The following is a 26,079-nucleotide window of genomic DNA, read 5'->3' as shown; positions in this document are numbered from 1 at the left end:
TGTCATTTGTGGTCATTACTCGCAAAAAACCAGCGAATGGCCACCAATAACAGCGAAGGCTACGCGCCCTGGCCTAATGACGTTTCATTAGAATTTAAGCACAATAATTGCAGTAGCGAACGCACCGAACGTAGTGTATGCAGACGCCCGGTGGTAAGGCTTTAGTTCGGGATTCTTGCCAATCTGGCTGGCCAGAATATTGGTTGCAATCATGCCCGCCATGTGCACAATAGCCAGGTATTTATGAAGCTTGATCGTGCTCAGTCCCCGGCGCTGCCCAACTGCGGGCGGCGGAGCCGTTAACGACAGCAACGCCGTTGTTGCATACGAGATGTTGATTGCCGTGGCCATGCTCTCATGCAGGCCTTTCAGGCGACGGTAATCGGTGGCATCTGCTTTGTAGAGTTGCGAACCGATGATGCCTTGCGCAATGAAGCCCGCCAGGGTAACAAATCCGCCAATCTGGTGCAACTTCAGCATGGTCCGCCTCACCTTCAGTTCGTGGCTACGGCCTTCCGTCGTTAGCGGAGCCGCGTTGGTAATGCGGAGCAAGCCTTTCTTTCCCCAGAATAGCCGTTGTGTAATCAGCATATGGTCGGGCAACAGGGGAGCGGCCGGAATCGAGTCGGTCAGACTACCGAGCAGGTCATCGGCCGAGCTGGTAACGGGTCGGGTGGTATCGGCAGCGGCAGGCTGGGCAACCCGGGTGGTGTCCTGTGCGTGAGCGGAGGTGAGAGTCAGCCAGCAAATGAGGCAGACAAAGAAGGAACGGATCATCATAATACCGGTACGTCAAAAGCCAGGATGTCGTTGCCGGTGAGGCGTTTGGCATTACCCCACCGGTTGAAGAAGTTACGCTTTTACGGTCAGCGTATTTCCTGAAAGCGTAGCAGCATAGGCTTTGACCGCTGTGGTGGTTCCTCCACCAATAGGTGCTGTTTTTGGTGTTCCGTCTATGGTGTACGTAGCCGAGTGCAGATCACACTGAATATCATTATTGGCACCTCCCCGATACGACAGGCTCCCACCCTGATGCGTACAGATACGGCTTAACGCCTTGTAGCTCCCCGCGGAGTTGAAGACAAGCACATCGCCTACAGCTTTGAAGTTACCGGCTGTTTTCAGGTCACTGTAGTTACTGTTCGTCAGATCGAGCGTAAAGTTGATAGCCCCGCCCGACGCTACCGAATTGCCCGTCAGCCCCGTGGTGCCGCCTGTAGCGGGCGGCGTAACTGGTGCCGGATCGCTGCTGCCTTTGCAGGAAGACAACGTACCCATACAATAAAAGGCCATCAGGGCGGCACTGCTCATGCCCAGGCTACGAATGAATTCACCGCGGGATAGCGCCGCTTCGGCGGCTGGCTGCGGCGTTGAGTTGGGGTTGTTCGGCATTGTGTTCATGTCTTTATGGTAAAAGGTACGTACAGAAAAAATAGGTGATTAATTACTGATTATCAGACTAAAGACGGTAACGGAGCCCAACGAATGCGCCGGTACTGAGCAGCTTCACCTTGAAGTAGCCTACCTCTTTCAGGGGCACCTTCATAAACGGCTCTACCTGCCAGGATAGCCGGTTGGTAATGGGGTGTTCGTACCCTATCGATAGGTTGAGGTTGCTGAAGCCAAACGAACCGCCCGGTCGGCCCGCTTTCTGGTTGTCCCAGCCCCAGTACTTGATTTTAGGGTCGGCAGGGTTATCAAACTGGTAGCTATACACCTCATGCTGAATGAAATAACTGGTCAGCCCGGCACTGGCAAACCAACGGGCGGGTGCCCGGCCATCGCCACGCCGACGCAACAGCCAGTCGTAACGAACGTTTACCGGCACATCGATCATCTTGCAAACCCCGGCGATGTCGTTAGGCCATACCTCCATGTTCATGTAGCTGGGCCAGACATACTCACTGGCGCTCGTTTGGTACCGTTTGGTACTATACATCGCCCCCGCATTGACACTGAGCCGATCAGTAAACTGGTACTGAATCGCCAAACCCGCGTTGGTGCCGGGACGGTCAAAGTTTTTCAGTCCGATACTGCTCAGATCGGGCGAGGCAAACAGCATCACGCTTACTCCCGATAGCCTGGGCATGGCCTGACGTGTGGGTGCACTGACCGTCACGTCCGGCGGCGTTGGTTCAGTAGCCGAACGTACCTGCTGCACCACACGGCTCAGGCTCATTGCCGGCGACAGAGCAGGCATCCACTGGCTATCAGCCACCGGTTCAGTAGTAACTGCTGCTCCCGGCTCAGTAGCCCGAATAGCCACACTTGTCTGATTATCAGATCCGCCTCCAGGTACGTTGCCCATCGGGGTTGGGTACGTGTCGACCGGGCGTGTTGCGGCTTTCGTAGCAGGCTGGATCAACGCATTGTCAGCTACCGATCGCCCGTCTACAACTGGGTTGTTCTTCTGCTTTTTCACAGACGCACGAGTCATGTACTTACCAGCTTGCCTACTGGTTGGCTCTTTGGCCGTATTGACCAATCGTGTTCCGCGACGACGCTTAACCAGGGCCACAGTGGCATTGGTGGTTGGCTGTTCCCCAACTACCGACCGGCTTGCTTCTGGATCAGTAGCTGTTGCCTGCCGACTGTCCATCGTATTTGTTGTTACCTGCCCGGCAGGGTTAATCGTACGTTCTCCTTTTTCTGGTTGTTTATCGTTGCGCTCCGCTTCAGCAGACTGGTTTCCAGGTACGTTACGAAGCGGTGATTCATTTGCCGAATTCTCCTCTCGAGGCTTGTTTTCACTAGTTGCCTGGCTGGTCGCGGCGGCTTGTCCGGCCAATTTCCGGGCGGGAGTAAGCACTGTAATCACTGTTCGTTGGTGAGTACCCGTCGGTTTTTCGTCATACATAAACCAGCCGAGACCACCCAGCAGCAGGAGCAGCAGTGCGCCGATACCTCCCCAGCGGCTAATGCGGTCGAATACCGTTTGTCGATCATGTTTATCCAATCGGCGGCTTAAATCGGCCCAGTCGTCGGTATTAAATGGGACATCAAACTCTTCAGCCGATTTTCTGAAGAGTTCGTCCAGATGGTCATCGGGCCACTCTTCCATACTCATCGTTCGTTTTTTTTTGCAACATCTGGCGAAGATTCTCCCGCGCCCGCGCCAAATTAGATTTCGACGTACCTACCGAAATGCCCAGTTGGGTGGCAATTTCATCGTGGCTGTATCCATCAATTGCATACAGGTTAAAGACGATTCGGTAGGCGGGGGTAAGGCGTTTCACCAGCGTTAGCAGGTACTCATATTCCAGATTACTCAATCCATCTGCTTCCAGGCTCATCTCCTGTTCGGCCGCTGCCAGGTCTTTCTGGTAGTAGTGCGGTACAGCCTGCCGGTAATAATCGGTGGCGGTATTGATCAGAATCCGCCGCAGCCACGGCTTGAATGGCTGCATGGGGTCATACTGATTCAGCTTCGTAAATACTTTCAAAAACCCGTCGTTCAACACCTCCACCGCTTCTTCGCGGGTTTGCGTGTAGCGTAGACAGACGCCCATCGCATACCCGTAGAACTGCCGGTACAGCACTTCCTGACTGCGCCGATGCTGGCGCAGGCAACCTGCCAGCAGGTCGGAAAGGGGCAGTATCTGAGGCGTTTGGGCCATGAAAAGAGTTTTAAGAGGTTTGTAGTTTGTGGTTCATAGTTGCGCTGCTACTTATCGTGTCGTGGTGAAGTAGCGCAACCACAAACTACAAACCGTGAACCACAAACTACATTACGGTGCTTCCGGCGAGTCGGTGTATACGATAGGCCAGACACCCGGCCTTGGTACGCTTACTCCTTTTGTACTGCCTCGTACACCGGCATCAGGCCCGAAATAATACAGGGGCCAGCCTTTATACGTAACCTGAATGTGGCCGGGCGCAGCCGTTGTTGTCGAGGAGAAATCAGTAATGGCCAAAACAGAGGGCACCGATTTGATCACGTCTTCAAACAGCGGCCACGTGGTGTTGTTGCTAAAATCAGCCTTTGTGTAATTGTTCTTGCCTTTTTTATCACTGGCATATGCATAGAGTGTCTTACCCGTTCCATCGGTCATGTAAAGCGTATTGCCTGTTCCTTCCGTGTATGTTTTGGTGTACGACTTGCCATCGTTGCCAACAAGTTGTCCCGAGCCAATCATGATCGAATAATCTGTTTTAGCCACGTACCAGGATTTACCCACGTTGTCGCCCAGTACATCACCCGCTTTGGCATCATTCTTAAAGGTATACAGGGGCCAACCGCGAAAGGCCGTTTGCTTGCTGCCATCAGCGCGGGTAATGGTGCTAAAGTCGGCAGCGGTCAGGCTGGTACTCAAGGTAGGCGTTTCTTTGTAAAAAACAGCCCATGTATCCAGACACGTACCTGAACAGGCTGATTTGCCACTGGCATCAGCCGCAAAAAAATAAAGTGTTTTACCCGACTGATCGGTTAGTACGTTGCCCAACGTAGTGGTGTTGAGTTGAATCTCGGGCAGTGGCACCGCTGGCGTTTCGTCTTTTTTACAGGCAAACAGGACGCCCAACAACGCAAGTGCGAAAGCAAGGGGCCGGAAAGAGTTGGAAATGTACTGCATGTGTTTCAACTGAGATGAGTGAGAAGATCGAACAGTTGAACCGGTTCATAATGCAGTACGGACGGGTATACACGTCAGGTTGCGTGGGATTGGAAAAGATTTAAGTTAAAAGTTTTAAGGTTCAGGTTTCAAGTCTCAAGGATTCTGCTGGCCTGCCACTTGGTCCATTAGCAGAGCCCCCGCAACTTGAAACCTGCGACTTGAGATCCGAAACACTCTCACGCTCTCATCGCCAGCCGGTTAACACCGGCCGATACCAGCGCTTCGAGTTCGGCCTCGGTGGCCCCGTCGGCGGCAATGCTAACGGTTACTGAACTGGGTACGTTGGCGCGAAAGACCAATGACTTTTTCAGCGAAAAAGGAGTTTGTCCGGTAGCAAGAGCGGCACCTGTAGCATTTTTCAGCCCATCGGCTCCGGCATCAGTGGCGGTTTTTATCATCGTCAGCAGTTGCGCCTCATCCAGCAGGGCCGATTCCAGCACAACCGTCAGGGGTATCTCATGGGCGTGAGCCATCGCCACCAGTTTAACCAGTTCGATCTTAAGCCAGACGGATGTTGGCGAGAACAACGCCGACGTATTCACCACCACCTCAACGGCATTGGCACCATCGGCCAGGGCCAGTTCCAACTCCTGCTGCTTCACTTCTGTACGCTGATAACCAAAAGGATAGCCAACAACTGCCGTTAGTGTAGCCGGGTGGGCGGCACCCAATTCGCGGCGGTGTTTCTTCACCCAGAATGGCGCTACCACCAGCCCCGCCAAACCAAGCTGATTCACCTCGTCGAGGGCATCGTACTGTTCGGTGATGGTCACGTTGGGGTGCAATAGCGTACGCTCTATATATGGAAAGAGGTGGTTCACCGGTAAACTGTTTGGGGTTGATTTCAAACCCTCAAGTTAGGGTTCTTGTTAGGGTTATACCCACTATGTCTGAAATTGTTGTTGTTTTGTGGGTAACATCTAACCACTACCGCATATGCGCTTTTTCACGTACCTGCTTGTCTTTGTGCTGCTTATTTTCGGCGTTTTGTACCTTCTCACGGGCTGGAGCTTCTCGGATGGCGAACGGGCTGGCACGGTTTCTAAATTTAGCCGACGGGGATACCTCTTCAAAACGTACGAAGGGGTGCTGAACGTGGGCGGCTTTTCGGGTGAAACCGGTTCGCTGACCCCGCAGTTTTTCGATTTTTCGGTGAAAGATGATGCGATAGCCAAACAGATCACCGACGCGGTAAAATCCGGTCAACGGGTTACGCTCCATTACGAAGAGAAAATCCTGCGTCTTCCTTGGAACGGCGACACGAAGTACTACATCACTAACGTAGAAATGGTTGGGCCTACGCCTAATCAATATGGTTTTCCGGGGCAGCAGTATCCTCAGCAGGGGCAGCCTCAGCAGCCGATGCAGACGCAACCCCAACAACAATCGCCGCCACCCGTAGCACCAGCTACCACCGACACATTGTAGATTAGCAAGTAGGTGGTTGGCGGACTAATCAACTAGTCCACCAGTTCCCTAACCCCCAATCACCAGGCCTGTAACGCTCGATCGGCGATGCAGGCCTGATGCCTTTTTTAACCATGAATAATTCGCTTATTAGTCCCGCCACCATCGATGATATTTCGGCCCTAAACGAGCTGGTAAACAGTGCCTATCGGGGCGACAGCTCGCGTAAAGGCTGGACAACGGAGGCTGATTTACTGGATGGCATTCGCACCAGTGAAGCCTCACTTCGGGAAATGTTTGCCAACTCCAACGCAACCATTCTCAGGTACGTTAAAGACGATCAGCTACTAGGTTGTGTGTATCTGGAGCAAAAAGGCGACGATCTGTACCTGGGTATGCTCACGGTATCGCCTGATTTGCAGGCAGGTGGCATCGGTCGGCAATTACTCGAAGCGGCCGAGCAACTTGCCCGCGACCGAAACTGCCGAGCCGTGACGATGACGGTTATTCCACAACGGCACGAACTGCTGGCCTGGTACGAACGGCGCGGTTTTCAGCGCACGGGAGCCGTTCATCCGTTCCCGGATGATCCTGAACGTTTTGGCGAACCCAAGGTACCGCTCTCGTTTATTGAACTGGAGAAAAAAATAACGAGTGACTAACTGTAACACGGACTTTAGTCCGCAGGCCGGGCAACCATCTACGGACTAAAGTCCGTGTTACACTCTTTGCATATGGTTGATTACGATTCTAAAGAGTGGCTCCGGTTTATTTTTTCGCTCCACAAAGGCGATACAGCCCGGAAACTGGGGCCAGTGCTGCTGGCGATGGTCGTGTATTGCGGCGTGGTGGCCTACGTGGTCATCGAGTACGTACACCCCGGCCCCGACTCTGATCTGAAAAACATCGCCATCATGCACTCGCTGCTGGGCTTTGTGATTTCGACGCTGCTTGTTTTTCGCACCAATACGGCTTACGACCGCTGGTGGGAAGGGCGAAAGGCGTGGGGAAGCCTGACCAATAACTCAAGAAATCTGGCGCTGAAACTTGTCCACATTTTAGGACCGGACGATGTGGATAGCCGCACGTTTTTCCGGGCGATGATCCCGAATTACGCCTTTGCGCTAAAAAATCACCTGCGCAACGATTTTCAGGTTAGTGATCTGATGGCCTGCCCCGGCTTCGACCCCGCTAGTTTGAAGCCCGCCGAGCACGTACCCAATCAGGTAGCCATGCACCTGTTCAGTAAGATGGACGAACTGTATCAGTCAGGTACGTTACGGCCCGAACACCTGCTTGTACTGAACGGTGAGTTTAGCTCGTTTACTGAAGTCTGCGGAATTTGCGAGCGGATTCACAGCACGCCAATTCCCTATTCGTACTCGTCGTTTCTGAAGAAATTTGTGGCCGTTTACTGTCTCACGCTGCCACTTGGATACGTGCTCTCGCTACACTATTGGGTCATTCCGGTGGTAGTCATCGTGTTCTACGTACTGGCCAGCCTCGAGCTCATTGCCGAAGAGATTGAAGACCCGTTCGGCACCGATGCCAACGACCTGCCCACCGAACGCATGGCGCAGAATATCCGCAAGGCAGTGGGGGAATTGTTGTGAGTCTACTGTTCAAAGTCACAGGTCCAAGGTCGCTTCGCAGAGCAACTTTGGACCTGTGACTTTAAACCTTGGGCTCTTTAATTATTCCTTCGGCAATCGCCAGCACAACGTACCTAGTGCGGCTAGACTGGCAGCGAACCAGTAGAAAGGCAGGCTCAGGTGTATGGTGGATAAGCCACCATAGGCGAGCGTCGTAAGCAGGCTGGCGATACCGGTCAACGCCTGATTCAGTCCGAATAGCTCGCCCCGGTCTTCGTCGGTAGTGAGTTTAGCCAGAAACCCGTTGAGCAATCCGCTGACGAGCGACACCAGCAGCGCATCAACAGCAACGGCGCCATAAAGCAAAGGCAACGACGTACCCACATTGGCGTAGATCAGTTGCATGCCCACGCCAACTACCGTAGCCACGATCAGCACCAGGCGCTTATTCAGCTTATTGACTAAATACTTAAAATACAGCAAGTTACTCAACGCACTGAGGCCCCCGAAGTAGACAAAAAAGAACGATATCTTCTGCGCATCGAACTTCAGCGGGCTCAGTGCCAGGTACGTTATGAAATACGTTTGGTAGCCCAGTTGGAGCGTGGCCAGAAGCATCAGAATCGTCAGGAAGCGGAAGCCGGGGTGTTCCCTGTCTTTGTCGGATAGTCGTTTCCAGAGTTTAGCCACATTCAGGTTGGTGCCAACTTCCTGCCAGACCGCCCGCCAGTCGAGTTTAGTGCGCTGCTTGGTGGTTTCGCTCATCAACAGCACCACCCCGACGTTCACCACGCTAAGGGCAATGAGTACCCAGACTACCAGCTTTGCCTGGCTCGATTTGTCGTTGACAAAAAAGAGTGCCAGACCCGCCACCATTGGCCCGAAAACATGCCCCAGCGACACCAGCGTGCTGATATACCCGCTGTTTTTAGCCAGTTCGTCATCCGGCGACAGGTCCGTCACCGACGAGCGCATGAGGGCGTACATGCCGTTGGTGAGGCCGTCGCTGATTCGGTTAGCGAAGAAAAAACCAGCTTTGATTGGAATCAGTAACAAGTTGGCCGCCAACGTACCTACCGCCGATACCAGCACCAACGGTTTACGCCCTACCGAATCGGAGAGTTTACCCAACAGCGGGGCCGAGATCAGTTGAACCCCCAGAAACAGGGCCGTACCTACTGACAGCCACCATTCCGGATTTGATAAGTCTTTAACGAATTCGGGGCGAACGGGTCCAGTTGCTGAGCCAACTACCACATCGAGCAAGACAATCAGGAAAATAATGGCCAGCCGCCGGTCTTTAAACATTCCTGTATAACTCCGTTCTACGACCTTTTGCAATAAAAAGCATTAAACGGCTTTTCACTGCGAAATAGGGCAACAACGATCGATTACTGACGCTGGGCCTCTCGCTCCGGGCCCAGCGTCAGTAATCCTTCATTTCCGCGCAAATCCATCCTATCCAGGTCCCCATAAAAGGCTATCGCTTGCTGTTGAAGAACTGGAACGTACCTGTCAGAAAGGTCTGAATAGCGGGGCCGTGATCTTGTCCGGGAATTGGTATCAACTCCACGTTGGCAGCACCTCGTGCTTTCATAGCAGCAAACGCGTCTGTCGAGTTGCGGTAAAAAACCTGCTGATCGGCGGTGCCGTGATACAATTGTAACGGGGTGTTGGGCTTCCAGTCATAGACATTATTGTCGCGAACAGCGGTCAGAAAAGCCGCGTCTGAGCCAGAGATAATCCCATTCTTGAATCCGTCGGAGAAAGCCGTGTTAATGCTTACGTTGATGGTCGACCGGGTGCCGTTTGCCTGGACATCGGTGGCATATGGCTCCTTGAAATAGTAACTCATGGGCCGGTTCAGGCCATAGACGCGGTTGTAAGTTTGTAATACCCACACATACAGGTTGTTGTAGGCCGGAATGCCGTGGGTTGTTTTGGTGCCCAGGTCCTGCATAAACCCTTCCACGTTGTAAGGTCCCGCGCCACAGGAGGCCGCGGTGATCGTAAACTCATTTGGGAACTGTTCTTCCATCATTTTCAGCAACGACATCGTAGCGTGTCCGCCCTGCGAGTAACCTGCCAGAAACACGCGATTATCCCACTTGGCGTTGCTGGTTTTCAGAAATTCACGCGCGGCCCGCAGCATATCCAGACTCGCCAGTGCCTCTGTCTGCCGGTGCAGGTACGGGTGCGGCACATTCTTCGATTCGCCATAACCTACATAATCCGGGCATGACAGAATAAAGCCATTCGAGGTAAATAACGCGCCAATTGTCCCGGCTTCGCTCGCCTCCGTGAAATAAGACGGCGCATCGCCTTCATTGAACAGAGTGCCGTGCTGCTCGCTCACCATCGGAAACGTTTCAGTACCAATTGGCACGGGCACAATCAGCACGCCCGAGGCGTTCACATCCGTATTGTCAGCATTTTTTGTCTTGTAAACGAGCCGATACGCCTGAATATCACGTTGCAGCAGGATGTTTAGAAACCCGCTCGTCTGCGCATCGACCAGGCCGGAAGCAGCAATCCGCTGAACTAGCTGCGCTTTGGTGAATGTGGCAATCTGTGTACTGCTGACCAGCGTTGTGGATTGGGTAACGACCGGATCAGCGGTCTTACAGTTGGTCATGTTCAGCCCGACAGCCAGGAGCGTGAACCAGAGCGTAAGAAGGCGTAGACATTTCATAATGCACAGTGAGTAGAAGGATGTTGCCTATAAACGAAAAGCAGGCTCCGTTTGTGCGCACAAACGGAGCCTGCCAGCTTAGAATTGTTTAGACGGTATTACTTCACCTGCACCCGGCCGCCGGTTGAATGGGCGGCAAACTCGGGGGCGTAGAAGCATTGAACGGTGGCTACCCCGGAGCCAAAATCGCCGGTATGCACCACGCGCAGCGCATACTCGAACACATGCGTACCCGTGGGCAGGTACTCGATAAAGAAATCGGTGCTGGCATCGCGGGGAGCTTCGTAGTAGTAAAGACCGTTCTGGTACTTCGTGCCCGACAAGGCCGCCACCGGCTCAAAACCAGAGGCGCGGCCGTCTTTCAGATGCACGTATTCCATCGCCCGGTCGGCCGTCAGCACCACGCGTACTTTCAGCAGGTCGCCCGGTTTCAATGCTGTTTTGGGCGTGATGGGGTCCAGCACCGGCCCGGCATCGGTGTTGCGCTGGCGGAACAGCGTTTTCTTGAGCGTCAGGTTATTGCCATTGGCGGCGATGGCATCCAGCGGCTCGAAATGCTGCCAGTAGGCTGCACCCCAGCCGGGGCCGGTTTTGGCCGTTTTGCTCACCGTTATCACACCCATCGCAGGCGTTACTTCGGTGGCAGCAAACGTCACCTTCTGGTAGCCGGTCAGGGCTTCGGTTTTCGTTACCCGGCTGGCCATGTCTTTACCGCCAACCACCACTTTCATCGTCGCTTTGGTATCGAGCCAGTCATTTCCGCGTAGCAACAGGGCATACGTCGCCTCTGTCGTAGCCTTGGTCGATGGCCACGACTGGGTACGTTTCTGTTGCACGAGCCACTGACGCATTTTGTCGATAAACGGCTCAGCGCCAACCAGCTTACTGTATTCGGGCTGTTTCCGTAGCCAGGCAAAGCAATCCAGCGAACCGGTTATTTTACCACTGGCAGACTCGCTCTGGCAAGCCTCGTCGTAGGCTTCGATGATGTAGGCCTGCGTTTCAATCGGAGCCTGATACCAGTATGTGCCGCTCGCGTTTTCGGGCCAGTACATACCCAACTCGTCCGACAGTTTGCTGCGCTCGGTCAGCGATTGCAGAATGGCGCGGGCCGCATCGACTTGTTTAAATCGGTACAACGTGCTCGCCGCCAACGCCTGACTTTGTAGCGAACTCTGCTGCCAGCCGCTCGTCAATACCGGCAACAGGTACGTCTTTGTGGCTTTATCAACAGGATTACTGTCGAGGTAAAAGCTACGGGCGTAGAGGTATTGTGCCGCCCAGTAGGGTGTGCCGGGCGTCATCTTCTGCTGAGCCGCCCGCTGCTTTTCTTCGGCAATTTGCCGGATTATTTCCGCATCGGCATAGCGAAGTAAACCTGCCTGCAACGTAGCCACATCACCCTGCACGCTGGGGTCGAACGCCACACCGAGTTTATGAAGATGGCCTAGTCCTGCCAACACGTGCAGGGTCATGTTCAGGTTGGGGCGCATGCCCGCAAACCAGGTGAGCGCACCGCTTCCGTCCTGCAACTGACGCAGTTTCCCGATGGCGCGTTGCTGTTCGCCAGCCAGTCGGTTTTTATCGAAAAACTGACCAAGTTTGGCGGTCCGCTCCGTTTCTGATTTAGCATCGGCGAGCCAGGGCGTGTTTTCGAGTGTTACAGCTTTTAGTTCTTCGTTGCTTGCCAGCGGGCTTTTCGGCGGCGACTGTTTCCACAAATCAACCACCTGCCGAAACTGCGGGCGGCTGTTCAGGATATGCGCGCCGAGGCTATTGGCATACATTTTACTGAACAGTTGCTCGGCGCAGTCGTAGCTGTATTCCATCAGGTAGGGCAGGCTTTGCATCGCATACCAGGCGGGATTGCTGGTCACCTCCACCGTCAGGCGTTCGGTATTTAGAGGCAATTCCGGGTTGCGATCGGCCAGCGGCACCAGCCGGAAGGTGCGGTCTTTGTCGCCGCCATTGATCCAGAAGGGCTGCACATCGGTCACGAGCGTGCGGTTAGGCAGCACCGGCACCACGCGCTCTTCGCCGTCGGTAAAGGTCCCGGCGGTGGCCGTTACCCGGATGGCTACGGGCGGCAAATCCTGCGGCACAACCAGCGTCCAGTCTACGACGCCACTTTTGGAAAGAGTGAACGAGCGACTGAGTGAAAAAGTGGCTCCGCTGGTTTTGGGCAGCATCTTTTCATTCAGCAGCTCACCCGTAAACGCATCGGTTAGCTGGAGCGTGGCGGTGCCGGTGAGGGGTTTACCGCTGAGGTTGTCGATGCGGGCGGTGAGGCGGAGCGTGTCGTTTTCGCGCAGGAACCTGGGTACGTTGGTCGTGACCATCAGCTCTTTCTGCGTTACGATTTCTCGCTCCATCGTGCCCGTCTGCATGGTTTTGGTGTGGGCGAAGGTGACCAGCCGCCAGCGCGTGAGGGCTTCGGGCATGGTGAAGTTCAGCACCACGCGGCCCTGCTTATCGGTTTGCAGTTGCGGGAAGAAAAACGCCGTTTCATTGAAATTCTTCCGAACAGAAGGTGGCACATCGGCGGTCTTGCCCGTTTCCTGTTTCTTCTCGGCGGCTACAGATTCCCGTAACTCTTCTACCTGTGGGGGAGCCGCCGCATCAGCCGACATTTTGGCCATCGCCATTGGCGCGGGGGCACCGGCATAGTCGCCCCGACCCCGCTTGTAGTTGGCATTTAACTGCCTGCCTATTGACGTACCATACCCAACCGTCACCTGTTCGTTCTGTAATAACGGGTCTGGTTCCATTGTGCCAGAAATAAGCCGTTTAGTGCCCAATTCGATTTCTGTTGGCAGGAATCCAACGATACTAAATAATAACGTCAGTTTCTTCGGCGGCTTATTTATGGTCAGGTTGAACTCACCATTGGCCATTGTCGTAGTCTGTTGCTTAGATCCTTTTAGCCCAACGAGTACACCCGCCAATCCATCATCCTGGCCCTGCGACACCCTTCCTTTAAGTATGTTGCCGTTACGCTCCACCCAAATAGTAGCCGGCTGATGGTTGGCAAATCGAATAACAAACCGCCCCTGGTACGGCTCGTATTGATAGGGTCCCCAACCCAATTCTGGCACAACCCGCGTCTGGACTATATAATTTGTAATCGGCGCACTCCAATACGCCTGTGTCGTCTTTATACCAAAAGCCGGGCTTTGCCAATAACTCGAACTGGTGTTGTTGACGCCGTAAAAAGACGTTGGCCACTCGAGGCGGGCAAAGGCATCGAGCGACGCATCATACAGCGTAGCGGCCAGTTCGGCCAGCACTTTATCCTGCTGCGGACCACTGATCCGCAACGTCCATTGTTCGGCTTGGCCGGGCTTCAATTTATCCCGAAATGTTTCGGTTTCCACCGTCAATTCTTTATTGCTGAAGGGCACCGTCACGGTTTCTGACTCACTGAGTAAACGCCCGTTCTGCACCAGAGCGAAATGCACGGCGAAGTTACCCCGGTGCTTTTCCAGCACCGGAAGGGCCACGCGCAGCGGTTGCCCCGTCACAGTCAGCCACTCTTCGCGCACGATCTTTCCTTTTTCTTCCACCGCCATCAGCACTTTGTCGGGCCGAGTGGCGCTGGCAGTCGATGAGCCGACCCAGAAAATGGCTTCCTCGCCGGGTTGGGCGGTTGCTTTCTGCACCTGCACGAACGTGCCCGCTTTGATGGGTGCCGTAGGTTGTTGCGGGTCGATGACCTGAAAATAGACCGTTTGCTGCGCCGTCTGGCCGGTTGAGTCCGTTGCGTTGATGTCGGCCACGTACATACCAGACGCTAGGCCAGCCAGGCTCACCGATTGCGGGGAGGTGGAACGTACGGGCGTTTTGGTCCAGGTTGCGGGGTCATCTTCATCGGCGTAGAGGTCGAGCGGAAACTGGCGGCTGTATTCGTCGCGGGTCAGTATGGTCCGGTCGGTACGGGGCCAGAGGCGGCTACGGAGGCCCGTACGTTGGGGACTAAGCTTCGAAATCGTGACCGTTCCTGATTTAATACCAACCTCATTTCCACTGGCGTTCGTTAACCGTGCTACGTATGGTTTCCGCTCGGTTGTCAGCACGGGGCTGGGCAGGGCAAGTTCCGCCGTCAGGGTGGTGTAGCCAATGCGCAAGCTTTGCGTAGCCGACCGCGTTTCGCCCGACTGGTCGGTCACGTCGATGGTTACGGAGTAGGTGAACTGTGGCTTTTCAGACGCCGCAATACTCAGGTCGGGCTGGGCCAGAAACGAAAACGAAACGATGCCCTCTGCGTTGGTCGTGGCGGTTCCGTTGGCGATTTCCTGTTCGTTGGCAGGGCGCGACGGCCGCCACCACGACCAGTAGGGCTGGTAGTAAGTGCGGGTAACCCGGTAGCTGACTTTCGCATTATCAACCACGGCTCCGGCCAGCGTTTTAGCGGTCGCCTTCACGGGCACGTTCTGCCCCAGCACCACGGCCTGTTTCAGCGGATCGGCCATTACTGTAAACGTAGGCCGTTTGTATTCTTCAACCCGAATCGTGGCCTGACCATAGTCGGTAGCAATGGCCATCTGGCCGGTTAGCCGCCCCACCGGCGCGGTGAACGTACCTGAAGCCGAGCCAAATTCGTTGGTTTTCACCTCCGCTTTGGCTACTTCTTCGCCGTTCACGTCCGTCAGCCGGACGCTCATGGTGGCGTTGGGCACTACGGCAAACTGATTGTCTGTGCCTTTGTAGTGCAGGGCTTTCCAGTAAACTACCTGTCCGGGCCGGTAAATGGCGCGGTCGGTAAAGATGACCGTACGGCGGGTATCTTCCGGCCCTTGCGGGTTTTGATAACCACGGTAGTTGTAAAACGAATCAGTATCCAGTACATCGTCGTTGCGGGTCAGACGCAGAAAGTAAGACCGGCCGTTGGGCACCTGCGACGGGGTGATCGTGACCTTGCCTTCTTCATTGGTGCGGAACGTACCTGACAGCGTAGCGCCCGCCCGCCGGTCGTTCAATACATACAGTTGCACCTGCACGTTGGCCAATGGTTGCCCCGTCATCCGGTCGGTCACGTAAATCGTCTTCTGTCCGCCATCGTACTGGTAAGTGTTCCCCGCTACAACGTAACTCAAATTTGACATGGCAAAAGTGCCAAGGCCGACTACCTCGGCGGTTTCGGCACTGGGCTTCGTCCATTTTCCTTCGTTGGAAACCAACAGCACGTAATTGCCCACCGGCAACCCTTTCACCGGAATCTCTACACTATGGCTGTGCAAATCACCGTCATCGGGCAGGGCCAACTGTTCCTGCGCCACCACCGGGTGATTCTGAACGGCCGCAAACCACTTGTCGCGCTTCGGATCGGCCTGGTAATCGTCAAACTGAGTCAATAGACGGGCTTCTTCGGCGTTGAGGCGCAGAATTTTGTAGAACAGCGTTTTGGTATTCTGAAACGTCACCCGCACCCGAAACGGCTTACCCGGTTCATTGGCCTCTTCTAGCTCTACCACCAGCGACGGACGCAACAGATTATCGAGCAACGGCCGGGCAGTCTGGGCGGGGAGGGTGTTTGGAAAGCGGGCAATCAGGTCGCGGGCCAGATCGGCGGCGCGTTTTCGGTCCCAGCGGTGGGTTGTATCGGAATCGGGTGTGCCCGGTTGCTGATCGGTGCTACCAGAGCGACCTCTGGGCATGGGACGTACCTGACCGTCGCTGGCCAGTTCCTGCACGAGCGCCAGCGCATACTCCGCTTCGGACGGTTTGTTTTTAAACGTCTCTATCTGCTTTGTCAGCGTTTGGCGATACAGGTCGGCTTCATTGGGCAGGGTTCCTACGCGTTTCACCAATGCCAGCCGCGCCACGTCGTTCACGGCATACGGGAGCGAATTGGCGTTGTTCCGGTGAAAAGCCAGCAACTGCTGGTACAGCCGCAACGCCTGATACGTACCTGACAGCGGATCGGTAGCGGGTAGCACCAACGCCACAAACGCCTCTGGGCCAGCCAGATAAGCAGGATCGTTGACGTTGAACGCCTGGATGGGCCTGATCACATCTGACTGGGCTTCGCCGAAAAAGTCGATAGCCCGGTGCGCCAGTACGTCGAACATAGTGGGTTGCAACGCCCGCCCGGCTTCATTGCCCTTGCTGATCACCACGTCGTAGGGGCCGATGGGTGACTGTTGCAGCCGGGCGGCATCCTGCACCGACGCCTTATACAATTCGGTCACCGTCGTTTGCAGGCGGCGGGCGTCCCAGGTACGTGGGTCAATGGCGTCGGCGGTAGCACTTTGCGACGTGGGCTCGTCGGGTGCAGTGGCCGTACGGTCGTAGAACTTGTAGCGGTTTTGCTGGAAATACTGCCAGTACACCTCGGCCAATACTGACTGCAGCACCGAGCGCGTTGGGCCGTTGGTGGCCTCGACATCAGCCCGCAGCGACCGAACCAGCGTCAGGTACGTTTCTTCGTCTTTGGCCCCGTTGGTCCGGTACACCACCCGACGCATGGCGGCTTTCAGCAATTGCGGATCATTGCCCGCCTGCTTGGCTTCGGCATAAATTCGATCGGCAATAACGAGCGCCGATTGTGGTAACCCGCGGGCCATCAACGAATCGGCCGATTTCCAACTGGCAGCGTAATCGGTCATGGGTGGTAGTAAGCTTTTTTTGGCTGGCTGCGTCAGCAAGAATAGGGGCAGCAAAAACAGCGGCAGTGTATAAATAATGGCGGGAATACGCATAGTGAATCGGGTTATACCCTTAAGACAACAAATAATGGCAACCGTTTAGCCAGGTACGTCTTCAGGTTGATGAACAAGAGTACGGAATTTACCAAATGGTTGGAGATTGGTTGCTTAGGGATTGGTTGATTAGGGCAAGTGCTGACGCATGACGTTTCATGGCAGCCAATCTCCAATCAACCATTACTAAAATCATTTTTGCCGCTCAAACGTTATAGGGATATGCCTGCTACGTGTGGCTCACCAATCCAGTAGCGTGGCCTTTGCTATGAAAAACAACACATTGCGTTACGCGCTGTTAAGCTTGTTGCTCGTTGTTACACTGGCAGGTTGTGGTCCTTCGTACGTGGGCGTTCGCTCAGGATATGGCTATGGCCCTTCGTATGGTTATTATGCGCCCCGCCCCTACTACGCTTACCCACAACGGCCCGTCTATGTGGCTCCGCCACGAGTCTATTACAGCCGCCCCCGCTATTACAGAAGCCCCAATTATAGTTACCGCTACAGCAACCCCCGCCCCTACAACGGCGGAAGACGGCGGTAAGTCTTATTTTACAGTAGCATATAAAAAGCCCCTGCCATTGGTTGGGGCTTTTTCGTGACCATCCTGACGCAGGTACGTTGCTGACGCACAAGTAGAGGCCGGTCCGCCTGTCTCTACTTGTGCGTCAGCAACGTACCTAACCCAAACAATAGGATTAGAAATGGATTGAAAAAAGATTAATTGATGAATTTACAGTATGAAATGGCTTTGTCGCCATAGTATAGGAAACCACTTCGATTTCTTTCATTCGTTAGCAATCGGAGCAACCTAAAACGATTGTTTAGTTCAAAGTACCATGACAAAAGGAAGACTTTTATGGCTTGCCCTGCAACTACTGGCGGTAGTCAACTATGCGTCGGCCCAGGATTTAAAGCTCAACAAGCTTGAGTATTTCGAAACACAGGGCGTCAACGTACTGGTGTACAATAACCTGTTTACCGGGGGATTCAACGATGAGAAGAACTCCGGAATCGAATTGATTCACCACGGCGTACGAACCGCGCAAGGTGGTGCCGTACGACTGTCCAATACGCCGGAGCAGTGGGACCTTGTTCCCAACATATCAAACCGAAAAGTAAATGCGGCCACCCAGACCATCGAGGCTACCTTAACGTATGCCGATTACGATTTTGAGTCGCGGGTGGTGGTAACGGCCAAGGGTAAAGGGGTCGAGATCGCTGTTTACCTGGATAAACCCGTTCCCAAAGCCCTTGAAGGAAGTGCCGGATTCAATCTTGAGTTTCTTCCCTCGCAATACTGGCAAAAGGCCTATTTGATGGATGGGCGCTATAACCGGTTTCCACGGTACGTAGTCGGTAACACCATAACGAAGCCCAACAGCGAAAAACCAAAACAGTATAAAGGCTACAAAACGTCTGACGACAGAGGAACCGGCAAATACATTGATCCTCTTCCCCTCGAAACCGGGCGCACTCTCCTCCTTGCCCCTGATGAGCCGTCGCGCCTGCTGAAAATTACGTCGAAAGATGCCGATCTGATGCTTTTTGATGGGCGTATGCTGGCCCAAAATGGCTGGTTTGTCGTGCGTAGTTTACTGCCGGCCGGCAAAACAGGTAAGGTCTTGACCTGGACCGTTGAACCAAATGCCATTCCAGGCTGGGTACGTGAGCCAAACGTCGGTTTCTCTCAGGTGGGCTACCTCACTTCGCAACCCAAAGTAGCGGTGATCGAACTGGATAAGAAAGACAAACCGCTCGCCACTTCATCCTTATACAAAATCGGCGACGACGGCAAAGCGACCAAAGTATTTACCGGCAAGATTGCATCCTGGGGTCCCTATTTTAAATACAACTACGTAAAGTTCGATTTCTCGTCGGTTAAAACGCCAGGCATCTATTATATCCAATACGGAAGCATTAAAACCAATGATTTTTTAATCCAGGATAACGTCTACGATAAAATCACCGATGCCACCAGCGACATATGGATTCCGATTCATATGGATCACATGTTTGTCAACGAAGCGTACCGGGTATGGCATGGCGAGCCTTTTAAAGAAGGGTATCGTCAGGCACCGCCAAACACCGACCACTTCGACCTGCATGCCCAGGGACCAACAACCGATACAAAATATAAAGCGCTCGAATTGATCCCCGGATTAAACGTTGGCGGTTTTTTCGACGCTGGTGATTTCGACATCGAAACCGGGTCGAATATTGGTGTGGTGCAAAACTTCGTCAGAACCTGGGAATCGTTTAAGCCAATGCGGGATCAGACGTTTGTTGACCAGAAGCAACGGTATGTCGATCTTCACCGGCCCGATGGAACGCCCGACGTGTTGCAGTTTATCGAGCACGGCACGCTGAATCTGGTAGCTCAGGCCGAGATTGTTGGCCACATGACCCAAACGCTCTCTAACGCTGTGCTCGACAATTACCACCACCTCGGCGATGCCGCTTCATTGACCGACGGTCTCCCGTATAATCCCAAATTGGGGCCTTATGAAGTAGCTGCCGACGGCCGGTCGAGTGGCGTGAAGGATGATTTGTGGGCGTTTACAAGCCGTAATCCCGGCCTTGATCTAAGTGCGGCAACGATGTTTGCCGCAGCCAGCCGGGCGCTGAAGGGTTATAATGACGATCTTTCAGCCAGAGCGTTGCAGCAGTCGAAAAGACTGTTAAAAGAGTCAACGGAATTAATGGCTAATCGGTCGCAAGATAGCTTAAGCAGGCGGGGACGGGTTGATATTGGTACTAATCTCCAATTGTATATATCGACCGGTGAAAAAGAATATGTTGATAAATTTCAGCAAGCTTTATGGCCTGCCCTTGATCGCAATGTCACGTTCGTCTTGCTGACTGCCCTTGATGCCATACCGCACATGGATGCGGCTTATAAGGAAAAACTCCGGCCTTATATTGTAAAATATAAAGCCTACATCACTAACCTGGAGAAAGACAATCCATACGGCGTGCCGATTGGCCTTCGTAACTGGGCGGGTAGCGGCGACGTGGTAAACTTTGGCACCACTATTTGCTTCGCCAGTAAATACTTCCCGGATATCATCGACGAAAGTCACGCGTTTAAGGCCGCCAACTACCTGTACGGCTGCCACCCGTATCACAATTATTCATTAGTAGCCACGGTGGGTGCTACACGTCCCAAAGCGGTCTTTTATGGCAACAACAGGGCTGATTTTTCCTTCATACCGGGCAATCTTGCACCAGGTCTATTATTCAGACAGCCCGATCACTTTGAGAACTACGACGACTGGCCATTTTTCTGGGGCCAAAATGAAGGCACGATCGGTGGAAATACCAGTTATTTAATTTTTGGTTCAGCTTTCAAGAATTTAGTAAAATAAACAGCAGGAGGCTATACTACTGCTTACTGGCTTATCAACGAAAAGTCCCGAACCAGTTACTGGCCGGGACTTTTTTTTATGTAGCGGGAAGTTGTTGGCGTGTTGTTTGTTTCATTCTTTTACACGCTAAATCGGTACAACGATCACGGCGCTTTCTGCGTTAGGTATACTGAAGCGTAGTCAACCGAATGAGTTATGAAAACAACGGCTTTTTTACTCGTCTTTTCGGCGTCGCTGCTGATTGGCGAAGCCCCGGCGGCAACGCTTTCGGCTACCCGCACTACGGTGAAGGAAGAATCTATTTTTAAGCGCAAGAAAAAAGGCTATCGCCGCAAGAAGGGCTTCATGTGGGGGCTCTTCAAAAAGAAAGACTGCGGCTGCCCGAAATTCTGATACGGATTTTTAGATGGGTACGCGGATTAGGCGGATGAAACGGATTCCCGCGGATTTTGGATTTAAACTGATTGGCTCTGATACAGGTATAGGTATAACCCGTTTAAATCTAAAAATCCGCGTGAATCCGTTTCATCCGCCCGATCCGCGTACCATTCTACCGAATGCGATTCGATTCGCGGACTAATTTTTCGTCGCGACGGATAAATCGGTTAGCTAGTGCGTTAAGTACAAGCGCACCAACAATTGCCCAAAAGCCTGTCAGGAACGATCCCTGATCGGCGGGGTTGCCATATGTTTTGCCATTTATCAGCACGTTATACAGTATGACGCCCATCGACGCAGTTAATAGAATAGCATTGGCGGCACAAAGACCCATCTGCAATAACCGCTTCTTATACTGAAAAATGGCAAAAAGAGCCAAAAGGGCCACAATAACCAGTAGGCCACCCAAGTACCAGAGCGGCGTAGTGAACGTAGTTACTCCCTGTTCATACGTATATTGAAGGGGCGTCAGTTCGGCTTCTTCTCCGGGCTGCATACCGGGTTTTTCCCAGATGGGGTTGGCCAGGGCCACGCCCATTGCCGCTGAAATCAGAAATAGAAAAACACTTTGAATGCGTTGAATCATTTTTTTATAAGAAATTGTAGTCTGTTTAACGATTAACCAACAGGCAGTGCAAAACACCGCCGCCCTTTAACTGCTTATACAGGTTAGTCATGTCGGTAGCCAATGGCGAAATTAGCCGAAAAGCCTGAATGTTTTGATGAATACGCAAGTGGTGGTAACAGCCGATGGGTCACATTCGGTATTCAACGCGGAGGTAGGGCAACACTACCACTCTATCTATGGCGCCGTTCAGGAGTCGGACCGTGTGTTTATTGAACTGGGATTACTCTACACCTTCGACCGGGTGGACGGGCCGGTTCGTGTCTTCGAGATGGGTTTTGGCACGGGCCTTAACGCGCTGATGACTATTCGTGAGGCAAAACGCCATCATCGGGTGATCGATTACGTTACGGTTGAGGCCTACCCGATTCCGATCAACGAGGCCAAACTCTTGAACTACGATCACGAGCTAACTACGTTCTGGCTCCCCGACCTACACGAGGCCCCCTGGAACGTACCTACGCCGATCGTTCCCGAATTGACGCTCACCAAATACAACACCCGGCTACAGGACCTGCCTCCCATAGGTACGTTCGATCTGGTTTATTACGATGCTTTTGCGCCCGAAGGCCAGCCCGAACTCTGGACACTGGAGGTTTTCCAGAAAATAGCCACGTTGCTCCGTCCTGGCGGTGCGCTGACTACCTATTGCTCAAAATCGGCCGTACAACGCAACCTCCGCGAAGCTGGTTTCGAGGTGGAGAAGCACGTAGGCCCCGCTCGTAAACGCGAGGTTATCAGGGCGATAAAGATTTAAAAAGAGGCCAAAGTCTCATCTTCAGGGGTCAAAGTCGCGCTGCAACACCAGAATATGGTGAGTTGGCAGCGCGACTTTGACCCCTGAAGATGAGACTTTGAACTACATATTTCTTCCTATCAACCTCCCCACGGCTTCCAGTCCAGTCACGTCTATGTGGGTGAAATCATTCAGTTGATCGCTGTCAACGTCGAGCACCATCGTTACATCGCCAGCCTTATTGACAATAGGCACGACCACTTCCGATTTTGAGGCGGAGCTACAGGCAATATGCCCCGGGAAAGCGTCGACATCGGGCACCAGTATGGTCTCGCCACGGGTGTAGGCAGCCCCACAAACGCCTTTATCGAACGCAATGCGCGTGCAGGCGATCGGCCCCTGAAAAGGCCCAAGTACCAGTTGATTTTCTTTAGCAAGGTAAAAGCCAACCCAGAAAAAACCGAATGCTTCCCGCAGGGCCGCCGCTACGTTGGCCAGATTGGCAACCAGGTCGGTTTCGCCCGTGATCAGCGCCTCTATCTGCGGAATCAGACTGTCGTATACAGCCTGCCGGTTATCTGTTTGCGGAATATGAAGTGTTTCTGCCATATGGCAAAGGTAAAGTGGATATCGGATTTGGGCTATCGGATTGGGGATTGTTGCTGACGCCAGCGTATGCTAATGCGTCTGCAACAATCCCCAATCCAATAGCCCAAATCCTCACTCGCTTCTGCCAAAATCACCATTAACCAAATTAGATACGGATTGTTTAAAAATAAGTTGCATATTCTATGCGAAGTTGATAGATTGACGGTTCGTAACGCAATAAAGCCTATAGGCTAACTCTTGTACTAACCTTACTATGACTGTACTTTTCCGTATAGCCGGGCTGGCTGTGGCCTGGCTGGCACTGCTGACAGGTCCATTGGCAGCGCAATCACTTACGCTTACCCCCGATCAGGCGCACGACGACCTGCTGTACCTACGCCGTCAGTTGCGTGCCTACCATCCCGGCCTTGGCCATTATACCCCAAATGCCCAAATGGAACAGACGTTCGACTCGCTCTATAACCGCGTCAACAGCCCAATCGAATACCTGTCTTTTTTCCATCACCTGTCGCCTTACCTCAATGGCCTGAAAGACGGCCATACCAACCTGAATCACCGACGCGGCTTTATCGACGACGCCACCCGCTTTGTGCCCTTTTACGTCAGGCAGGTCGATCATGATTATTTTATTAGCCACAACGCCTCAGCCGATACCTCGTTGCGCCGTGGTACGCGCCTACTGGCCGTGCAGGGGCAACCCATCGCCGAGGTTCACCGTGCCTTGATGGATGGCGATCATTCCGGGTCCGACGGCGACAACCTGACGGGCCGCCATCACTGGAGCATGATGCAGTTTGCCGATTACTACGCAGCCTGGTACGGCTCCATCGACTCGGTCACCATTCAGTATCAGGTAGCCCGGCCCGATGGTTCGCTCGATTCGGTGATTCGGCAAACGCGGGTGGCGGGCATTATCTCGTCGACCTTCCGGCAAACCCTGCTGGATCGTTATAAAGCTGATTTTGGTCGAAACTCAGAGTTCCGGCAACCGAATCTGAGCCTGCGCCTTGTCGATTCGCTGTCGAAAACATCGGTATTACGGGTATCGTCGTTTCTGAATCCGAAGACATTCGACCCATTTCAGTGGGCGTTCAAGAAGCGGCTGAAGAAAGCGTTCAGGCAAATAAAAGCCACAGGCGTTGAGAACCTGGTTGTTGATTTGCAGGATAACGGCGGTGGGGCCGTGATTAACTCGGCCAGGCTGTTGCAGTTCTGGATGCGTAAACCGTTTACGATCATGCAGAGCGAGCATATCAAGCCCGCCGCCCGCGCCGAACTCGTCAACCGCTGGAATCCGCTGTCGGTGCTGGATTTCAAAATCCGCTATCGCCGCGACGGACAGGGCGGATTTGCCAGCCGGGCCGCGGTCAGCAGGCATTACCGGCCCTACAAACGCCTGGCGTTTCGGGGCAATCTGTACTTGCTCATGAACGGCTCGTCGTTTTCAGCAGCCACGTCGGTACTGGCCAAAACGCTCGATGCGGGTCAGGGTACGTTTGTTGGTGAGGCTAGCGGCGGGGCTTACTGGGGCGACTTCGCCGGCCAGTTCAAGTACGTGACGCTCCCCCATTCACGCATTCAGGTACGTATTCCGTTGAAGAAGCTGACTCATGCCGTTGCTGAAGCACACGCCAATGGCTTTACCATTGAGCCCGATTTCACCGCGCAACGTACCCACGACGATTTGATGACGAACCGGAACGTGGCCCTCCGCGAAACGCTGAAACTAATCCGTCAGCAGGTCATGGCGATCCGCACCGTTGACCAGGACGGGAAATTGGAAGCCTTGCAGTAAGCGGCATGCCTATAGAATTAGTCGGCCATTGTATATTGCGCCCTGCTTACTCAACATTATGAAAAAACAGTTCTGCCTCTTGCTGCTACTCAGCGGTCTGGCGCTGTCTGGCCTGGCGCAACCGGCTCCCAATGCAAGCGCAGCCATTCAGTTTATCAAGCTGGGAAATACCCTGCGCGAGGTCGATAAACCGCAGCAGTCCATCGAGTTGCTGTTGCGGGCGCTTCCAGTCGTTAAAGGCAAAGACCTTTATTGGGAGGCTGTCGCGTACGAAAATCTGGGGTTGGCCTACAACGATCAGGAAAATACAACCGAAGCCATTCGCTATTTCCAGAAAGCGCAACTGATCTACAAGGCGCTGAAATATACGGCCAGCGAAACGGCGATGAACGAACTCATCGACGGCGCAACCGGCAAGAAAGAATACGCGGGTATCGATATTGGGTCGTCGGGTATTAAGCTGGCGATTTTCAGCACCAAGCTGGAAGATGGTTTCTACACGAAATTGATCCGGTCGAAACCCGATTCGCCCAACGTGACACTGATTTCGGGCACCAACCAGTCGTTTGAAGCCGGACAGGCCGTGTTGCGGGCTTACGTTGATTCGATTCGGCAACATAAGATTCCGGCCGAACGCATCTACGTAGCTTTTAGCAGCGGTATCAACGACGGGTTGGGTAAACAGCCCGGCCTGCGGCGGAAGTTATACGATTTTCTGTCGGCTGAACTGCCCAAAGGCGTTCAGTGCGACACCACCCTGACCGCAGCGCGCGAAGCCGAGTTGTATACGGTTGGGGCTATTCCGCGCAAAATGTGGACGTCGACATCCTGCATGGACATTGGTAGCGGCAACACCAAAGGTGGTTATTACGATGATAATCAGTCGTTTCACGCCGTCAGCTTCCCGTTTGGCACAAAATCGCTGCCAGCCCTGATCGATAAAGACCGGTCGATGGGCCTCGAACAGTATCGTCAGGAGGCGCAGCGCATAATAAAAACCATTGCCGACTCAACCCTGAAGAAGACCAACGCGGACTTGATCGGCCTACAGCAGCGCCGCACGGTAGGCTTCGGCGGAGGAATTGCGTGGGCGATGGTAACGTACCTGCATCCCGAAAAAGCGGGCCTCACGGCTATTCCCCTGACGGCCTCCGACGTGGAGCGGTTCAAACGGTTGGCGCTGACCGACTACCAGGCCCTGCTGCACCCCGACATGACCGATATCACCGATGCAACCACCCGGAAGAAGGCAGAAAAAGATATTGCCAACGCGCAAAGTCAGTTCAACGAGAAACAAATCATTGCCGGTGCACTATGGCTGGAAGCCGTTGTACGGGCCTACGACAACACAACCACGGCTAAACGGCTGGTTTTTATCCGCGACTCAGATATTGGCTGGGTAACGGGTAAGTTTCTCGAAGATGTGAACCGCACGTACGAACGGCCCCTTGCCAGTGAGGCAAAGTAGCTTTTATTACCAACTGTTGCCAACGCCAATAAGTACCA

Annotated in this window: 20 protein-coding genes; 9 read left to right on the top strand and 11 right to left on the bottom strand. The window is 53.6% G+C overall.

What is annotated here, in order from left to right:
* Positions 1-87: 87 nt before the first annotated feature.
* The 6 genes from ACFE8Q_RS01970 to ACFE8Q_RS01945 form a co-directional block, all read right to left on the bottom strand.
* Positions 88-780, bottom strand: a complete 693-nt coding sequence (locus tag ACFE8Q_RS01970; protein WP_375443668.1) for a hypothetical protein — start codon at positions 778-780, stop codon at positions 88-90.
* A 72-nt stretch (positions 781-852) separates the two neighbouring features.
* Positions 853-1,401, bottom strand: coding sequence for a Rieske (2Fe-2S) protein (locus tag ACFE8Q_RS01965; protein WP_375443667.1), 549 nt, complete (start codon positions 1,399-1,401; stop codon positions 853-855).
* A 58-nt stretch (positions 1,402-1,459) separates the two neighbouring features.
* Positions 1,460-3,061: a hypothetical protein gene (locus ACFE8Q_RS01960; protein ID WP_375443666.1), complete on the bottom strand. Its 1,602-nt coding sequence runs from the start codon at positions 3,059-3,061 to the stop codon at positions 1,460-1,462.
* The gene (locus ACFE8Q_RS01955; RefSeq protein WP_375443665.1) at positions 3,042-3,617 is read right to left on the bottom strand and encodes an RNA polymerase sigma factor; all 576 of its coding nucleotides are present in this window, start codon (positions 3,615-3,617) and stop codon (positions 3,042-3,044) included. The genes ACFE8Q_RS01960 and ACFE8Q_RS01955 overlap by 20 nt, the downstream gene beginning before the upstream one ends.
* A gap of 111 nt (positions 3,618-3,728) precedes the next feature.
* Positions 3,729-4,571: a hypothetical protein gene (locus ACFE8Q_RS01950; RefSeq protein ID WP_375443664.1), complete on the bottom strand. Its 843-nt coding sequence runs from the start codon at positions 4,569-4,571 to the stop codon at positions 3,729-3,731.
* 218 nt (positions 4,572-4,789) lie between these two features.
* Positions 4,790-5,434: a deoxyribose-phosphate aldolase gene (locus ACFE8Q_RS01945; protein WP_375444351.1), complete on the bottom strand. Its 645-nt coding sequence runs from the start codon at positions 5,432-5,434 to the stop codon at positions 4,790-4,792.
* Positions 5,435-5,549: 115 nt separating this feature from the next.
* Here ACFE8Q_RS01945 and ACFE8Q_RS01940 point away from each other — a divergent pair, with 115 nt between their 5' ends.
* The 3 genes from ACFE8Q_RS01940 (at position 5,550) to ACFE8Q_RS01930 (ending at position 7,633) form a co-directional block, all read left to right on the top strand.
* Positions 5,550-6,041 (top strand): hypothetical protein, encoded by a 492-nt coding sequence (locus ACFE8Q_RS01940; protein ID WP_375443663.1) that lies wholly within the window; start codon positions 5,550-5,552, stop codon positions 6,039-6,041.
* A 113-nt stretch (positions 6,042-6,154) separates the two neighbouring features.
* Positions 6,155-6,682 carry a GNAT family N-acetyltransferase gene (locus tag ACFE8Q_RS01935; protein ID WP_375443662.1) on the top strand — a complete coding sequence of 176 codons (528 nt, stop codon included), beginning with the start codon at positions 6,155-6,157 and terminating at the stop codon, positions 6,680-6,682.
* Positions 6,683-6,754: 72 nt separating this feature from the next.
* Entirely contained in the window at positions 6,755-7,633 is an 879-nt protein-coding gene (locus ACFE8Q_RS01930) for a bestrophin family protein (RefSeq protein WP_375443661.1), read from the top strand.
* Positions 7,634-7,714: 81 nt separating this feature from the next.
* On the opposite strand, the gene ACFE8Q_RS01925 is transcribed toward ACFE8Q_RS01930, so the two are convergent.
* From ACFE8Q_RS01925 to ACFE8Q_RS01915, 3 genes are all read right to left on the bottom strand, one after another.
* A complete protein-coding gene (locus ACFE8Q_RS01925; RefSeq protein ID WP_375443660.1) occupies positions 7,715-8,953 on the bottom strand; it encodes an MFS transporter in 1,239 nt (412 codons plus the stop codon).
* Between the two features lie 139 nt (positions 8,954-9,092).
* Positions 9,093-10,304, bottom strand: coding sequence for an alpha/beta hydrolase family protein (locus tag ACFE8Q_RS01920; protein ID WP_375443659.1), 1,212 nt, complete (start codon positions 10,302-10,304; stop codon positions 9,093-9,095).
* Positions 10,305-10,402: 98 nt separating this feature from the next.
* A complete protein-coding gene (locus tag ACFE8Q_RS01915) occupies positions 10,403-17,002 on the bottom strand; it encodes an alpha-2-macroglobulin family protein (protein WP_375443658.1) in 6,600 nt (2,199 codons plus the stop codon).
* A 268-nt stretch (positions 17,003-17,270) separates the two neighbouring features.
* Here ACFE8Q_RS01915 and ACFE8Q_RS01910 point away from each other — a divergent pair, with 268 nt between their 5' ends.
* The 3 genes from ACFE8Q_RS01910 (at position 17,271) to ACFE8Q_RS01900 (ending at position 20,763) form a co-directional block, all read left to right on the top strand.
* On the top strand, positions 17,271-17,546 hold the full coding sequence (locus ACFE8Q_RS01910) for a hypothetical protein (protein WP_375443657.1): 276 nt from the start codon (positions 17,271-17,273) through the stop codon (positions 17,544-17,546).
* Between the two features lie 295 nt (positions 17,547-17,841).
* Complete coding sequence (locus tag ACFE8Q_RS01905; protein WP_375443656.1) at positions 17,842-20,370, top strand: cellulase N-terminal Ig-like domain-containing protein; 2,529 nt, start codon at positions 17,842-17,844, stop codon at positions 20,368-20,370.
* A 195-nt stretch (positions 20,371-20,565) separates the two neighbouring features.
* Positions 20,566-20,763: a hypothetical protein gene (locus tag ACFE8Q_RS01900; protein ID WP_375443655.1), complete on the top strand. Its 198-nt coding sequence runs from the start codon at positions 20,566-20,568 to the stop codon at positions 20,761-20,763.
* Between the two features lie 157 nt (positions 20,764-20,920).
* On the opposite strand, the gene ACFE8Q_RS01895 is transcribed toward ACFE8Q_RS01900, so the two are convergent.
* Positions 20,921-21,394, bottom strand: a complete 474-nt coding sequence (locus tag ACFE8Q_RS01895; protein ID WP_375443654.1) for a DUF4293 domain-containing protein — start codon at positions 21,392-21,394, stop codon at positions 20,921-20,923.
* 136 nt (positions 21,395-21,530) lie between these two features.
* Here ACFE8Q_RS01895 and mnmD point away from each other — a divergent pair, with 136 nt between their 5' ends.
* A complete protein-coding gene (gene mnmD / locus ACFE8Q_RS01890; RefSeq protein ID WP_375443653.1) occupies positions 21,531-22,190 on the top strand; it encodes a tRNA (5-methylaminomethyl-2-thiouridine)(34)-methyltransferase MnmD in 660 nt (219 codons plus the stop codon).
* Between the two features lie 102 nt (positions 22,191-22,292).
* Here mnmD and ACFE8Q_RS01885 read toward each other — a convergent pair whose 3' ends face one another.
* Positions 22,293-22,778, bottom strand: coding sequence for a GAF domain-containing protein (locus ACFE8Q_RS01885; RefSeq protein ID WP_375443652.1), 486 nt, complete (start codon positions 22,776-22,778; stop codon positions 22,293-22,295).
* A gap of 253 nt (positions 22,779-23,031) precedes the next feature.
* On the opposite strand from ACFE8Q_RS01885, the gene ACFE8Q_RS01880 reads away from it, so the two are divergent.
* Positions 23,032-24,573 (top strand): S41 family peptidase, encoded by a 1,542-nt coding sequence (locus tag ACFE8Q_RS01880; protein WP_375443651.1) that lies wholly within the window; start codon positions 23,032-23,034, stop codon positions 24,571-24,573.
* A gap of 58 nt (positions 24,574-24,631) precedes the next feature.
* Positions 24,632-26,041 (top strand): tetratricopeptide repeat protein, encoded by a 1,410-nt coding sequence (locus ACFE8Q_RS01875; protein WP_375443650.1) that lies wholly within the window; start codon positions 24,632-24,634, stop codon positions 26,039-26,041.
* Positions 26,042-26,079: the final 38 nt, after the last annotated feature.

This window comes from uncultured Fibrella sp., from assembly GCF_964250085.1.
GTDB lineage: Bacteria > Bacteroidota > Bacteroidia > Cytophagales > Spirosomataceae > Fibrella.
Note: the sequence above shows the minus strand (reverse complement) of the source record. Positions and strands in the feature narration are given on the sequence as shown.